19 protein-coding genes and 1 pseudogene are annotated in these 14,393 nt (G+C 42.6%); 5 read left to right on the plus strand and 15 right to left on the minus strand.

Going from position 1 to position 14,393, the window contains the following annotated elements; translation table 11 throughout:
• Positions 1 to 33: 33 nt before the first annotated feature.
• The 15 genes and pseudogenes from RMY16_RS01610 to RMY16_RS01680 form a co-directional block, all read right to left on the minus strand.
• Complete coding sequence (locus tag RMY16_RS01610) at positions 34 to 492, minus strand: hypothetical protein (protein WP_322734891.1); 459 nt, start codon at positions 490 to 492, stop codon at positions 34 to 36.
• Positions 482 to 2,662 carry a DNA translocase FtsK gene (locus tag RMY16_RS01615; protein ID WP_322734958.1) on the minus strand — a complete coding sequence of 727 codons (2,181 nt, stop codon included), beginning with the start codon at positions 2,660 to 2,662 and terminating at the stop codon, positions 482 to 484. Before RMY16_RS01615 ends, RMY16_RS01610 begins: the two co-directional genes overlap by 11 nt.
• A 9-nt stretch (positions 2,663 to 2,671) precedes the next feature.
• The gene (locus RMY16_RS01620; RefSeq protein WP_322734959.1) at positions 2,672 to 3,499 is read right to left on the minus strand and encodes a lysozyme; all 828 of its coding nucleotides are present in this window, start codon (positions 3,497 to 3,499) and stop codon (positions 2,672 to 2,674) included.
• A gap of 26 nt (positions 3,500 to 3,525) precedes the next feature.
• Positions 3,526 to 4,197: pseudogene (locus tag RMY16_RS01625) on the minus strand (M23 family metallopeptidase).
• Positions 4,181 to 4,522 (minus strand): hypothetical protein, encoded by a 342-nt coding sequence (locus RMY16_RS01630; protein WP_322734892.1) that lies wholly within the window; start codon positions 4,520 to 4,522, stop codon positions 4,181 to 4,183. Before RMY16_RS01630 ends, RMY16_RS01625 begins: the two are co-directional and overlap by 17 nt.
• Positions 4,522 to 5,013 (minus strand): hypothetical protein, encoded by a 492-nt coding sequence (locus tag RMY16_RS01635; RefSeq protein WP_322734893.1) that lies wholly within the window; start codon positions 5,011 to 5,013, stop codon positions 4,522 to 4,524. Before RMY16_RS01635 ends, RMY16_RS01630 begins: the two co-directional genes overlap by 1 nt.
• A gap of 18 nt (positions 5,014 to 5,031) precedes the next feature.
• Positions 5,032 to 5,601: a hypothetical protein gene (locus RMY16_RS01640; RefSeq protein WP_322734894.1), complete on the minus strand. Its 570-nt coding sequence runs from the start codon at positions 5,599 to 5,601 to the stop codon at positions 5,032 to 5,034.
• Between the two features lie 4 nt (positions 5,602 to 5,605).
• Positions 5,606 to 6,448 carry a phage terminase large subunit family protein gene (locus RMY16_RS01645; protein ID WP_322734960.1) on the minus strand — a complete coding sequence of 281 codons (843 nt, stop codon included), beginning with the start codon at positions 6,446 to 6,448 and terminating at the stop codon, positions 5,606 to 5,608.
• A gap of 10 nt (positions 6,449 to 6,458) precedes the next feature.
• Positions 6,459 to 6,677: a hypothetical protein gene (locus tag RMY16_RS01650; RefSeq protein WP_011316696.1), complete on the minus strand. Its 219-nt coding sequence runs from the start codon at positions 6,675 to 6,677 to the stop codon at positions 6,459 to 6,461.
• A gap of 61 nt (positions 6,678 to 6,738) precedes the next feature.
• On the minus strand, positions 6,739 to 6,999 hold the full coding sequence (locus RMY16_RS01655) for a hypothetical protein (protein WP_322734895.1): 261 nt from the start codon (positions 6,997 to 6,999) through the stop codon (positions 6,739 to 6,741).
• A gap of 8 nt (positions 7,000 to 7,007) precedes the next feature.
• Positions 7,008 to 7,559, minus strand: a complete 552-nt coding sequence (locus RMY16_RS01660) for a hypothetical protein (protein ID WP_322734961.1) — start codon at positions 7,557 to 7,559, stop codon at positions 7,008 to 7,010.
• A gap of 55 nt (positions 7,560 to 7,614) precedes the next feature.
• Positions 7,615 to 7,980, minus strand: a complete 366-nt coding sequence (locus RMY16_RS01665; protein ID WP_322734896.1) for a hypothetical protein — start codon at positions 7,978 to 7,980, stop codon at positions 7,615 to 7,617.
• Positions 7,981 to 8,371: 391 nt separating this feature from the next.
• Positions 8,372 to 8,959: a hypothetical protein gene (locus RMY16_RS01670; RefSeq protein ID WP_322734897.1), complete on the minus strand. Its 588-nt coding sequence runs from the start codon at positions 8,957 to 8,959 to the stop codon at positions 8,372 to 8,374.
• Between the two features lie 5 nt (positions 8,960 to 8,964).
• Positions 8,965 to 10,209, minus strand: a complete 1,245-nt coding sequence (locus RMY16_RS01675) for an AAA family ATPase (protein WP_322734898.1) — start codon at positions 10,207 to 10,209, stop codon at positions 8,965 to 8,967.
• Positions 10,210 to 10,313: 104 nt separating this feature from the next.
• Complete coding sequence (locus RMY16_RS01680) at positions 10,314 to 11,171, minus strand: AraC family transcriptional regulator (protein WP_322734899.1); 858 nt, start codon at positions 11,169 to 11,171, stop codon at positions 10,314 to 10,316.
• Positions 11,172 to 11,409: 238 nt separating this feature from the next.
• Here RMY16_RS01680 and RMY16_RS01685 point away from each other — a divergent pair, with 238 nt between their 5' ends.
• The 5 genes from RMY16_RS01685 to RMY16_RS01705 all read left to right on the plus strand — a co-directional run bounded on the left by RMY16_RS01685 (position 11,410) and on the right by RMY16_RS01705 (position 14,390).
• Positions 11,410 to 11,580 carry a hypothetical protein gene (locus RMY16_RS01685; RefSeq protein WP_322734900.1) on the plus strand — a complete coding sequence of 57 codons (171 nt, stop codon included), beginning with the start codon at positions 11,410 to 11,412 and terminating at the stop codon, positions 11,578 to 11,580.
• Positions 11,581 to 11,654: 74 nt separating this feature from the next.
• Entirely contained in the window at positions 11,655 to 12,389 is a 735-nt protein-coding gene (locus tag RMY16_RS01690; protein WP_322734901.1) for an SDR family oxidoreductase, read from the plus strand.
• 39 nt (positions 12,390 to 12,428) lie between these two features.
• Positions 12,429 to 13,538 carry an aldo/keto reductase gene (locus RMY16_RS01695; RefSeq protein ID WP_322734902.1) on the plus strand — a complete coding sequence of 370 codons (1,110 nt, stop codon included), beginning with the start codon at positions 12,429 to 12,431 and terminating at the stop codon, positions 13,536 to 13,538.
• Positions 13,539 to 13,719: 181 nt separating this feature from the next.
• On the plus strand, positions 13,720 to 14,055 hold the full coding sequence (locus RMY16_RS01700; protein WP_289794363.1) for a DUF5674 family protein: 336 nt from the start codon (positions 13,720 to 13,722) through the stop codon (positions 14,053 to 14,055).
• On the plus strand, positions 14,055 to 14,390 hold the full coding sequence (locus RMY16_RS01705) for a hypothetical protein (RefSeq protein WP_221704741.1): 336 nt from the start codon (positions 14,055 to 14,057) through the stop codon (positions 14,388 to 14,390). Before RMY16_RS01700 ends, RMY16_RS01705 begins: the two co-directional genes overlap by 1 nt.
• The last annotated feature ends 3 nt before the right edge of the window (positions 14,391 to 14,393 follow it).

The following is a 14,393-nucleotide window of genomic DNA, read 5'->3' on the forward strand; positions in this document are numbered from 1 at the left end:
ATCGTCATCCTTTAAATCCAATATATCTAAAAATTAAGTTAACAGTAAATATGTGATTTTTTGACTATGCTTTTCTAAGCTGTTTCGGGAAAATTGGTTAGATACAATAAAATTATCTAACAGAAAATCAGGTGATTGTGAAAGTCTCAAAAGCACACCATCATCACCACTACTGCGATGATAATAATGAACTACAGGTGATTGGATAACTGTCAAGTTATCGTTACGGATTGCTTGTCCTGTAACCAGACCATCCATGATAAATTTGGCGGCAGCAGCTACGTTATCGCTATCTCGTCCAAAATTTTTGACATACCAATGAAATTCAATCCAAACTGCACCATCTAAATAAAATCCACATTCTCTAACAAATTCACCAATTAAGTTTGTCCAGTACTTCTTAAGTTCAGCACTAGCTTGCCAACTTGACCGTGCCTGGTTAATAATTTCGTTCATACAAGGAGGTAAAGGCATGGTTAGTTCAAATATCATCTTCACCGCCACCTTTAAAGTTATTTAAAAATTCTTCGACAACGTTTCTAAATTTCTTGTATGACCTACCATCTTGACGGGATAAATTAAATACCGCTTTGACAATTTCATCAAGTTGATAACCCTTTTGATGCAAATTTAAAATTGAGTTTCTTGCTTCCTCGTCAAGCTGTACCTTAAAGTTAAAACTGCCCTCAAAATCAGTTTTGGACTGTTTAGTTTTAGTAACAGCAGTAGTTTTAGATTTACCTATGTCCTTACTATTGCGCTCGCCGTACAAACTAGCGACAAATTCATCAAAGTCTAACCCAGACTGCCAAGCTGTGTAGGGGTCGTTCTGATTTTTAGCTTCTAGGAGTAATTGCTGGAAGTATTCAGGGTCTTCATCGTCAGCTACATAAAGCGCCTGGAGTCGCAGCACTTCAGTCGTTTTGTACAAGAAATCTCCGTATCCCAGTAAATAAACTGCACGTTTGTCTTTATCGTCTCCAAGGATAATACAACTGTCTTCAGGGCGAGTCGTAACAAAGGCTGTCTTGGCTGGAAAGTTTGAGCGAATCAACGGATCAATCACGTTTTTATCAGGCCGTTGCGTGTACAACAGTACATGAATCCCTGCACCACCCGCTTTTGCAAGCAACTTCATTAGCGCAGTCTCAATGCGATCGCAGTAGTTATCATCAGAAAGTAGATCAAAACACTCGTCAATCAGGCAAATCACTCGCGGCATGACAAAATCAGGTGCAAACCGCATATTGTACTGTGCGATCGTTTCAATACTGCTGTGGCGCTCAAATTCGTGATACCGTAATTCCATCTCTTCAACCAAGTAATCAAGCAAGTTAGCGGTAGACTCTGCATCACGCGCAACTGGGGCAACAAGATGGGGTAGCCCATCAAATTTACCAAAGGTCACGCGTTTGACATCCGAAAGTGCTAATCGAACAACCGAAGGGGGATATCGTCGCACCAAATACAAAATTGCTGCTTTCTCAAACTGCGACTTCCCACCCCGTGTCCGCCCACCACCCAAGATATGAGTCACGTTGTCGCTATAAAGTGGAATTTCTACATAGGTGCCATCTACATCAACACCACCGGGGATAGATACGGAATGAATATCAGGTTCGCCGTCAAAAGTAAAATAATTGCGGAAATAAGCAAATTGTCTATCTAACCGGGGTATGTCAAATACAACTCCCCCAGGCACAACACTTACCATTGGTGCAACTTTCAAGTTTAACTCTTCACCAAGCTGCTGCACTAAGTCATTGCCAATATCTTCTACTTTTTTATAACTTACACCTCGTCCTAATTTTACCTTAATGCGGTTGAATGTTGGTCCCGTTTTAGCATCAACATATTTGGCATTAATACTAAATTCTTCTAAAGTATTAACTAATAGTTTTCCTGCCTGTACCATAGTTAAAATTTGTGAAGCAACAATTTCATTTGCACCAGTATTTATATCTAAATATTTAGGCTCTTTTAAAATAATTGAACCATCATCTGTCAGTTTTAAATCTAATGGCTTACCTGTGGCACGCGCAACAAGCACTGCCGTTCGGCAGCAATAGTTTTTAATGAAGTTATCTCTAGATTTATTAGCTAAATCAGTAAAATAACTAGTTTCTTTATTGCTCAAAAATAAATTATAAAGATTCTCATGAACTACTTTATAACCAATCTGCTTGAGATAAATATTTTTGATTGATTCAATGTATTCAAATAAAGATTCAATGGGTGATATATTAACTATCTCAATCATTTTTTGATATACGTTATTTTGCTCCCACTGCGATGGCATCCGATTGAGATGAATATATTCAAGTGCGTAACGTACAAACTCGTACTGGTTTAAAGTACAGTGTTCTGCACATATTGATAATATTTCTTCATCGTTTGTACCTGCAATTACTGATTCGTATATTACCTGAAATAAAAATTCTAAATTAAATTCTATAACTTGACGTGATAATTTTGCTCTAAAGTCAATCTGCTTTAAAACAGTTTCAGCATAAGAAACCATTACATCAGGTAAAGCTTCCCGTATATTCTCTATAATCTCTTCATTGCCCAAACCATCTTGTTTTGCCTGCACAATTGCAGTCAAAAGCTGTTGTTTTTTAACTTCAATATTACCATTAGTGTTATTGTATGGTAATAACATCACTGATTTTTACCTCCTAGAAATTTCAAATTTTTGTAATTGCTGCTGATAGTAAATTCTCAACTGCGCTAAAGATTTTGGGTTTTGATTGTACGAGTTGCAAATAAGACTGGCCCATACCCTACCTACTTTACACATCGCAGTATCAAACCTTCCTGCTTCAACATCACTTAAGGCATTATTACGACGAATATATTCAATTGCCATCTTGTCCTGAGAAGCTGGGCTAAAATCCTTTAAGTTTAACTTTGGCTGAAGGTCATACCAACTTTTATCCAACATTTGATAAGCACCAGCCGCAGTTGAACAAACATTTTTACCATTAATAGGAGCGCACTGTTTCTTTAACGGGTGTGTAGAAAAATCATTAAAAGTTCCGTTAAATACTAACTTGCGATAACTTTCTGTCTCACTAGTTCCTGTTTCTGCCCAACGAATTGTTGCTAAAAAAGCACTCAACCGTGGAGAATCAGGATGTGGTGAGTAAGAACCTGTACTAACTCTTCCTCTTAAACTATTTAACGACGCTGAAGAAACACCAGTACTTTGAGAAATTGAAAAATAAATGCCCAAAGTAATTAAGGAAGCAGTTGACAAATGAATGGGTTGAAAACGGGATATAAATTGATGGCGAGGACTCAAAATCAACCCACCTAAACCACCAACAATAAACCCAAATTTCCAACTATCGAGTGCTTTACCAAAACTACGTACCTGACAAATAGTATCCGCACCCTTTGATACCAATCCACATGGCAGTGAAGCTACTCCATAAGAAAATGCAACAGAGCAAGCTGCACCAACCAAACCTGATATAAAAATCGGTACAATTTGTATTTCTCTTACCAATAGCTGAATAACCTTCAACGGTTAGCTAAATACTTGTGTAAATAAGGACGGGGGTTCTGTGCCACACCATTAGAGCGAACTTCAAAATGCAAATGCGGCCCGGTTGAAAAACCAGTACTACCTACTGCCCCAATCATCTGCCCACGCACAACCTGTTGTCCCTGTTGTACATACAGCTGACTAGCATGACCGTAGAGAGTAGATAAACCTCTTTGATGCTAAATAACAACTGCTTTGCCATAACCACTCTTATCGCCCGCAAAAACCACTTGACCAGCATCAACCGCATAAATTGGTGTACCCTTTGCTGCACCAAAATCAATCCCTGCGTGAAACTTGCGATCGCCTGTAATCGGATGTGTCCGCCAACCAAACTCTGAGGTAATAGGAGTACCAGGCGCAGTAGGAAAGGCAACTCGACCATTCTTTAAAACCTGATTCCTACGAATAGTTTTTGGTAATATTAGACTTTGGAGAGATTTGACTAACACTTGAGATTCAATCCATCCAGAAACCTGGGGAATGACCATAGCTGCAATTACAACTGAGGTTGCGATCGCATATCTCCAATTTGCACTCGAATTAGTATCGACTGTCTCATCCAAACTAGTTACAGTCGAATTACTAACCTCTTTGTCACCGTTAGTTTCAAAGATTATTCGCATTGCCTCAACGCCTTTTTGCATTAGCAGGAGCAACCTGCCAACAACCAATCTTTGCAGTACTCAATACTTCCTCAAAGTCATTCCTAACCACACGACAATCAGGAGAATTTAGTTCATCTCCAGATGTTGCAGGTTCCCTAACTTTAGGGGAATAGCGCGTATAGACAGGATTAGAAGACATATTCACGCCAGGTACAGCAGTAGGGACAACAGCTGATGATGAAAACTGAAGCTTTTGTACCAATGCCACAGCATTACGCCAGCTATAAAACTGTAAATATCCCGGTTGCAAGATATCTGCAATCCATACCAGCAGTACGAACCAAAAAATTGCCTTTACCAACATTATTCCAACTGCTTAACCACAGGCAGGGCAAAAGAAGGAACTTCCTTGGGTACAACTTCAATCTTCTTCCCAGCCGCATATCCTGGCCCGGTGTAACTGCCATTAAGGACAAAATTCAACAGCATTATTAACAACCACACTCCCACAGCAGCGACACCCACAGGAGATTTAATTACATCTGATAAAAAATATACTGGATACCAGCCAAATCTCCAAGGGTTTTGCGGGTGCAAGCGATGTGCTTTCCAAGTCTCAATGTAGGGAATTTCTATCTGAGAAACCCTCGGCTTATAGGCAGTAGGTGCATTAATATACCTAACCTCAATAGGTTGAGTATCATAAGTAGTCAGAGGAGAAATATTAGGTTGTTGATTTACTATCCCTCCTTGTTGCTGTACCTGCTGCAACATATTTTGCAAGCGGTTTGCAGGCACAATTGCTCCACCTTCAGAATAATCAACATCAAAATTACGGCGCTGATTTCTGTTCATAATATGACCTCAAATTAACTAGCTGGCAGGATTATCATTTACCTGGGAGTTAGTATCTTCCCAGAAATCTTCATCTTGAAGTTGGGTGTAAAACTCTTCTGGAGATAACATTCCCGGCTGATTTTGCACTCCATCTTCAACAAACTGACTACTATGTACTCGCCCCAATCCAGAAACAGTAGAACGAGGAGAAAATTGAACTACATTCTTAGCAGAGAATTCGTTATTGAATCTCATCCCAGGAACAGGTGAAATCGGAGGAATTAAAGAAGGCTGAATATCAGTATCAGAAACATCAACATGGAGTTGTTGATTGTTGGGATTTCCCAACTTATCAGACACTTCATCTCTTTCTTCAACTGCATTGTTATAGTCAGAAATTCCCCAGCCCAAAAAACAAGCAAACCCAGCCAGAAATATAACTGCACTCATCCAATGCACTCCTGAATTGGGAGATGGCATCATCTCAACTGTCGTGCGAGTTGAACCTTCAAGGGTAGTACGAATAGGGGTACGTTTGACTGCCGCTACAACGTTGAGCGAACACAAAGCTATGCAAATTATCGCAGCAGCAAACTTGGCATACATGACATCACCCCCTCGATTTATTAACAGGCTGTTTATTAGGAATTGGCTTAGGTAATTGCTTCTTCATTTGTTGGATATATATTCGCCTTTGCTCCTCCCTCTGGTGTATTTTCTCGCGGATGTCTGCTACCTGTGCCATCTGCTCTACTGGGTCTAAATACCCCCGCGCCCATAACAGCTGCGCCTGTGCAAGAGAATATGGTTCTTGAGCATTCTTAATCTGAATTAGCATTTGATTCAGATCAACTGATGGTTGAGATTCTAAGTTTTGAGCGTAATCAATCGCCTCTAATTTACCTAAGATCAAAACAGCAGCAGCCCCGGTTGATATCTTCTCCTCAACTTTCGTACCATCGGTTTTGCGGTATCCCCAATAAAAAGTATTATTTCCAGAAGCCGCTTCTAGTAGAACATCCAGCGAGTTGAATTTAACTATCTCCAGTGCCGGCATATAGTGAAGGCGGTAAAACCCAGATTTCTCATTAGCTTGCATTCTGGATATTTCACCTCGCAATTGCTGTCCCCACAATGCCGCCGCCAACTGTCGCCAGCCTGTAAGAGTAGGCGCACCCTCTACTGAGGAGTAACTGGAAAGATGGTCTATATTGTAGTCAGTACGGGAAAGCTTTTCTAAGTACACTTCCCGAATTTGGGAAACTTGCGCCTTTACCTGCTGTACCTCCGATATTTGATTACCTGGAACCTGTTGCTTCCATCCAACCATCAATGCAACCGCCCCTATAACAGACAGCGCACTAACAGTTGAACAAACCGTCCACAGAATAACATTTACCTTTTTCTTTCTGCGACTTGGCTGTTTATTTCGCACAGGTGTAGGAGTAAACATCATCTACCCCTTACGTATTATCAACAACCAACTGCAACTGAGGGCGCTTGTTTAACTCGCGCGCGATCGCAATTCCCGCACCACCCACAACTATCCCGGTTAGTAGCAACAGAGGATGTAAGGCAAGAGTCGCTCCCACTCCCAACAGTTGTCCTACCATCCCGGAAACACCCAGGTTCATCAACAAACCACCAGCTGTGTTAACTAAAAAGTCAAATGCTGCGCTCATAACTGCTCCCTGGCAATAATGCGACTAAAATGAGTAATTCCCTTGATGAGAGAAAAGTTGATTAGGTTTTTTGTTCGTCCCTGGTAAACCAAATTATTACTAGTGCCAGAATCAAACCAACTAATTCGCCTATACCCACACCAATCAAAATTGGCTGAATACTCGGAATCTCCTGTCTTTCTTGAGTTGGGGGAACTGCTACCCACGTCCCAACCACAGTACCAGCTACTACCGAAAGTAGATTTATACCAACTGCCTGAGTAGATGTTTTTCTCAAGTTGAGTAAACTCTCATCCCGTATTTGATAGCAGATAGGTAGCATTTGAGCTACTATTTCTTCGGAGATTGCGCGGTTTTCGGCTGCGAGGACTTCAACTGTCTCGGCTGCTGTGTCGATGTACCGACTAACAGTGGATGAATCTCTTCCCCCCAGTTCACTTTGCCGAAAAAATCGTTATCAATGCGCGAGTTAATTCGCTCTTGCGCTTCATTGTAACCAGGCGGAACGGAAGTATCACCTTCACCAAGTAAACTGCTGCCATGAAAAACAAATTCTTCTAAAGCAAGTGTGGAAGATTCAAGCACCACTTTATGACGTAATTCTCCTAACTGAATACCCCTATCTGCATCTCGGTAAAGTATTCCTACAAAGCTGTCGGGTGAAGCTTGTTCTGGGTCTACGCCAAATCGCTGTTTGATGTACTCGCGTTTGTCGAACTTATGTTCGCCTACTTCTGATTTGCGATCGCGCATTGCAATCAAGTGCTGGGCAGCTTCTTCAAGGGACATACCTTCACGGGAGGCTATCTCTTTGAGTTGAACTAGCTGCTGCTCAACAGTTTCGTCAAGCGTATCATTTGGCTGCAAAGCTAAATCCAACAACCGACAGCAGGTACGTACTACATCAGGCGACACCTGCAAAGTCTCTGCCACTTTGTTAATATGCTTCATTTCGCTCAATTCTCCTAATTACTGCTTGCACAATTGGGTTATTTTTTTCTTCATTAGATATATGCTTAGTCAAAAAGTCATAAAGGCTTACATCATTGACTTTTTGCAAATAAGCATCTAAGCCACCAGCAGGAATCACCTGCTGTAAATATTCCTCACAAGTCAGCCGCCGAATCTTGATAGCAACGTAGAAAACATCCGCAATCTCGACTGTTGTTGCATCAAAATATCCTCCCCGCTTTCGGGGTTTTACTATACCGGCATAGGGATACCACCGTTGTAAAGCGGCAATGGAAATCCCGTATCTTTCGGCAAGTGTTTTCTGGGTGTAGATAACGTTCTCACATATCATCAAACTCAATTCCAACTGAAAGACAACATCAATTGAAAGCAAATTAAACTAGCACCTTACCAAACTGCTTGTAAATTATTTTTTAATTTACAGATTATCTCACTTTAGTACAGGTATAGCTCAACTCAAATACAGCTAAATTTCAGTTCATCTCCTACTAAACTGCACACCTGCCAAGTTACATACTGCCTGTTGATAATGCAAGCACGTTTGTATATATGAGTTAAAAAAATAGAAAAATAACTCTTTTGGTAAGAAACTGCTCTAACAGAAATATATAACGCGATGTGCTACTTAATAGTCTGTGACAAGTTCATTGAACTTTTACCCATTTATCTTGCCGTATCGTGTTATGAAAATACTTGCCTTCCTAATCTGATGACTGCAAAGCTTATTCTTCTTGAGAAATAGCCTGCTGCTGTTTCTTTATCGCACGTGCTATCAAAGGAGCTTTTTTTTCTAATCCTTGTAGAGTCAAATCCCCATCCAAATAAAGTTGATACCATTGTTGACGCTGGCGCAAGACTCTTTCATCATCCCGTAACCGCAACCGTTCCAAAGTAAATTCCGCCTTTTGACGTTGTTGCGGAGGAACTTTATCTGTTAATACTAATTGTAGGGAAGGAAGTAAAATTTCAAACCAATCTTCTCCCAAATCCAAAGGATCAAGTACCCGGTCATCAAGCGTACCTTTACTACTGTTTATCCAAGCAGAAGCAAAGCGTAAATTGCTCCATTCATAAGCTAAATTGCGATAATTTTCACGGCTGCGATAATGATCTACTGTACCAACTGGTTCATACATTACGCTATAGCCACACAGATTATTAAATCCATCAGCTAAATCACTTTTGAAAGGCGACCAATAATCTCTGGTTCCTTTTTTGGGATCTGGGTTTTTTGCCAACCAAGCATTTCCTGGTTGTCGCACTTTTTTATCAAAATCAGGCGGTTCTGGAGGAGGGTTAAATGGCATCATCTGTGTTATGCCTCTGATAACCCAAAATTTCTTTTCTCCGTTGTAACTATCCAACGGGGCCAAAATGGGTCATGTCCTGGTAAAACTCTTTGAAGTTCCTGATGAATTTGTGTTGGTATTCTCAGATTTTCTGGAAACGCATTCATATCATCATCACGCATCCAAGCCTCTGCTGCTTCAATTGCGATTTCTGCTTCTTTGGAACGGGCTTGTTTGAGTCCAAAAATGTCTGAGGTTAACCATCCAACTATGTCCCCTTGTTTTGACCAAGGTACTTCGTCAAGGCTAACCTCTCTATCTTGTAATTTAAATAAAAATAGTTGATCTTCTTGCTCATTAAAATTTGGCTCTAAGGAAGCAAGAACAAGTGGAGAATGAGTAGTTACTAAAGCCTGTATCTTCATCCTGGGTTGTAATTCTGTCACCACAGACAAAATAGCTGGTAAAATCACCCTCTGCCAACGAGGATGTAAATGAGATTCAATTTCATCAACTAGTAAAACTATCTGATTTACTGGCTTTTGTTGTCGCAGTTCGGAAGCTTTTTTATGTTCGTACCAAGTCCACATTAGTAAATAAGCTAGTCCCAGAATACGCTTCATTCCGGCTGATGTTTGAGTAACAGGAACATTCCCGTAAGGTAGGTTAACTGTAGGAATATCGCGCACGTCTTCAATAGAAACTCGCGTTGTTTCTCCCACTTCTATCCATTCGGAAGGGTGAGGTGCAAGTTTTTTAATAACATTAGAAAAGAGTTCAAATGGATATTTATTAGGTTGATTCTGCCATGTAACCCAATCTTGAATTAGACCATTACAAATAACTTTACCTTTTGACTTTAATCCATTCCAAAGTGTATTTGGATTAAAATTATAAGCAATATCGCGTTGGCGAGCAGGGTCAAAAACGGAAAAACTACCATCAACCCGCACATAAATAACTACTTCTTTTAATAAAGGAGGCATTTGTAAATTACGCCATTGCTGTTCAGAAAAATCAAACTGGCTCTGATACTCTCTTATATTTTTTTTATTGCTCACTACGGCTGTAATTTGTGGATTTTCACCTTTGACTCGCTGTGGGTACGCTGGTTGCTCCGCCCAATTTGTAGTCATCACCCACCATGCAATATCGAGTAAAAAACTTTTACCTAAACCATTATCACCAGTAAATATATTGAGCCTATCGGCAAATGCGACATCAAAATGGGCAGCAGGACCAACTTGTTGGAGGTGAAGTTCTTTTAACATTTGGCTCTCATACACAAATTTATATTGATCAACTTACTTCTTATAAATTAAAAGCTATATGTCTGGATGTTTGCAGTTTGCTGTAGCGAACTCACAGTCTTTGCTCAAGCTATTCGTAATCGTTCAATGTCCTTCATAGGAGGCGCACCAAACATCCGAGAATATTCGCGACTAAACTGTGAAGGACTTTCATACCCCACCTGATAGGCAGTATGGGTCGCATCGGCATTCTCGGCAAGCATCAGGTGACGCGCTTTCAATAGTCTTAATTGCTTTTGATATTGCAGCGGACTCATGGAGGTGACTTCTTTGAAATGGCGATGGAACGAGGAAGGAGACATATTGGCTTGAAGAGCTAGATCCTCAACCCGCAGTGGCTTTGTAAAATCAGCCTTGATAAGTTTTATCACTTCAGCAATGCGCTGCATATTGCTGCCCGATGTGGCAATTTGGCGAACTGCTTCACCTTGTTCACCAATTAGCAAACGGTAGTAGATTTCGCGGACGATCATTGGTGCTAGGAATGGAATATCCTGCGGTGTGTCCAAAAGCCGTGTCAGCCTGATAGCACAATCAATCAACGATGGATCGGCATCGCTGATGAACCAGCCTCTAACCGAGTTTTCTTTCTTACCCATGCCTGGGTTAGTTTGAGCAATAATGTCACAGAGTTGAACGGGGTCTAAATCTAGCTTAAATCCTAGATACGGCTTCGCAGGTGTCGCCTCGATCGCACATCCACAGAGCGGTAAATCCACCGACACCACTAGATATTGAGCCACACCATACCCATAGGTTTCCTCATTTAGCAACACTTCTTTTTTGCCTTGAACGACAATGCCGAGAATCGGTTCGGTGACCCCCTGCATTGTGGCTGAAGTATCAGATTCCCGCATGAATTCTAACTGATTAATTGCCGTTGCATGAACACCGTTCCCCTTACCGTCAGTGTGCCGAGTCACTAATGCTGCCAGTTCGTCACACTTGTTGATTGCCGCTTCATAGTTGAATGTTTCAATCACCATACTCAATTCCTGACTGATACCATCCTCATACGCTCATTATAGAGAATATTTCTCCCTTGCCAACGCCTGATTTGAGAGGATTAGGCAATCATCTGCGAGGTTTATGTATTTAGGGAAAAGCTTTTCAACCTTATGATGAACCCATGCTGAAAGACAAGGCTGAAAGGATGAGGCAATGAAGAGAAACAAGGCAAAAATTGCTTTAGTCACAGGAGCGAGCCAAGGACTGGCGAAAAAAGAGGTTGGTGTAATTGTGACGGATCGCAGCAGTGAGGCAAAAGTGAACAGTGTTGTTTCTGCGATCGCCTACTGTGGCCATTCACCCATCGCGGAAACCGATGAGTAAATACCCAAAGAATTGAAGTCTCTAGAGGCATATTTTTCTAAGTCAAATCAACCTCAACAGCAAGGACAGTCATCATGTTAAATGTAGAAAACAAAGTTATTGCGATCACTGGAGCCAGTAGTGGCATTGGTGAAGCCACCGCGAAGTTACTTGCTCAAAACGGTGCAAATGTAGTTCTGGGGGCACGGCGTACAGAAAAGCTAGAAGCGATTGTCAAAGAGATCCGCGACCAGGGAAACAGCGCAGAATTCAAAGCGGTAAATGTCACTGATCGCGAGGATGTGAAAGCATTCATCCACTTTGCATTAGACAAATTTGGTCGCGTCGATGTCATCTATAACAATGCAGGCGTGATGCCCTTGTCCCCAATGAATGCCCTGAAAGTTGAGGAGTGGGACACCATGATTGATGTAAATATCCGTGGCGTATTGAACGGCATTGCGGCTGGTTTACCGATCATGGAAGCACAAGGCGGCGGACAATTTATCAATACTGCATCGATCGGCGCACACATGGTGGCACCTACTGGCGTAGTTTATTGCGCGACAAAATACGCTGTTTGGGCAATATCTGAAGGGCTGCGTCAGGAATCGAAGAACATTCGCGTGACCATCATATCCCCTGGCGTAGTTGAGACCGAACTCGGCTCTGATATCACGGATGATGCAGCTAAAGGCTTCTTGAAAGAACTCCGCAAAACTGCCCTCACCCCTCAGGCGATCGCCCGATCTGTCTTATTTGCTGTGTCTCAACCAGATGATGTCGATGTCAACGAAGTCATTGTCCGCCCGACAGCCAGCGCCTTCTAGGCATCGACATACATCACTCCTCCGTCCCCTCTTTGCGTCATGAGCTTGATTGACACAGACAAGACACTTTTTTATTACCGACTTGAAAAAAAACCTATGAGCCTTACTGCCTACCGCACTCTCGGACACTCCGGCTTGATCGTCAGCCCGCTCACCCTCGGCACCATGACCTTCGGCACCCCGCGATGGGGTGCGCCCGATGAGGTTTCTGAGTCCATCTTCCATGCCTATGTCGATGCTGGCGGCAACTTCATCGACACCGCCGATGTGTATGCCAAGGGTCGCAGCGAGGAACTGATTGGTAGCTATATCACCGATCGCAGCCTACGCGACCAACTAGTGCTTGCAACCAAGTTCAGCTTTCACGGCGGCGAACCGGGTAACGCGAATGCGGGCGGCAACGGACGCAAAAACATGCATCGGGCGCTTGAGGGTTCGCTGCGCCGCCTCCGTACCGACTACGTTGACCTCTACTGGATGCACACCTGGGATATGGTGACGCCTGTTGAAGAAGTACTACAGTCGCTCGGCGACCTGGTGCGCGTCGGCAAGATCCGCTACTTCGGCTTCTCAAATGTGCCAGCCTGGTACACTGCCAAGGCAGCCGCGATCGCCACAGCGCATAACATTCCCGGGCCCATCGCCATGCAACTGGCGTATTCGCTCGTTGAACGCAGCATTGAGCGCGAACATCTGCCCGCCGCCCGTGAATGCGGTCTCGGCATCTGTGCCTGGAGTCCGCTTGCTGCCGGTTTCCTCACTGGCAAGTACGAGCGCGAGGAGGCGGGGGCGAGCGGTCAAGGACGGCTGATTGGCCCCAATCCTTTCGGCAACCAGATGTTCACCGATCGTAACTGGCGCGTCCTTGATACCCTGCGAACGGTGGCAACCCAAGTCGATCGCCCCTTGGCGCAGGTCGCCCTTGCCTGGGTTTCAGTGCAGTCTGGCATTACCTCGCCGATTCTGGGTGCAAGCTTGCTCGATCAACTGTATGACAATCTGGCATCATTGGACATCTGCTTCACCCCGGAACAGATGCGGACGCTGGACGAGAGCAGTGCCCTTGACCCCGCCTTTCCCTATAGCATCTTCACCAGCGAGGTGAATCGTAGCATTTTCGGCGGCGCGATTGTCCAAGGCTGGAGGTAGTGCTTCGGTTGTGTTGCAAAGTACTTTAATAACTTAAGGTAGTCGATTTCAAGAGTGTATTCTCCATGTCTTGCTACAACAGCACAGATAAAATTACTGACTTGGGTTATGTTCAATTGTTTGGCGTGATTCACTAATCTATGGAATGATCTTGTTGATTGCTACTTGGGACTAAATTCAATTGATTTTAATAATCCGTGAGCCTGCTAGTCGTGAAGAAATAGACGAAATGGTGAAAACTTGGGATGTATTCATTAAAATAGCAGTAGACATCGAACGCAAAATTCTTGCAGGTGGTGGCGTTCGCCATTACGAATGCGAACAAGAGTTACTCAAAGACGGTAGCAGACAACGAGATATTTGGGGTGTGGATTGGTCTCCTTTGACTCAAGAAATCGTGTTTGAGTCAATCATCAACATTCGCCCAAGCCAGAATAACCGTAGTATGATAATACAGTCTAACCAAATTCGAGAACAAGTTAGCCAAATTACCAAGCAATTGCTAGGAGGATTGTAATGCCTAACTGGAGTGCAATTGAAGCGAGTTTTTTACGTCAACCCCACGCGCAACAATTAGGAGAATTGGCAGCTAGTTTGGCACGCCTTAACTCTTGGTCACAAAAGAGTGCAATTCGTGAATTAGTTCCAATATTGTTGTCAGAAAGTTTGTTGTACGTGTCTTTAATACAACAAAAAAGTGAAATAAATAATGTTGAATTAAATCAACTCCAAGACTTATTACAAAACTGGATTAATGTTTGGGACAAATCAATGGAAATTACAGATATTGCATCTGTTGCGTCTACTTGGTCACAGCGAGTATTGGAGATGTCGGGTTTGCTAGCTTCTTAAATC

The sequence above is a fragment of the Nostoc sp. DedQUE12b genome, assembly GCF_034530835.1.
Lineage (GTDB): Bacteria > Cyanobacteriota > Cyanobacteriia > Cyanobacteriales > Nostocaceae > Nostoc.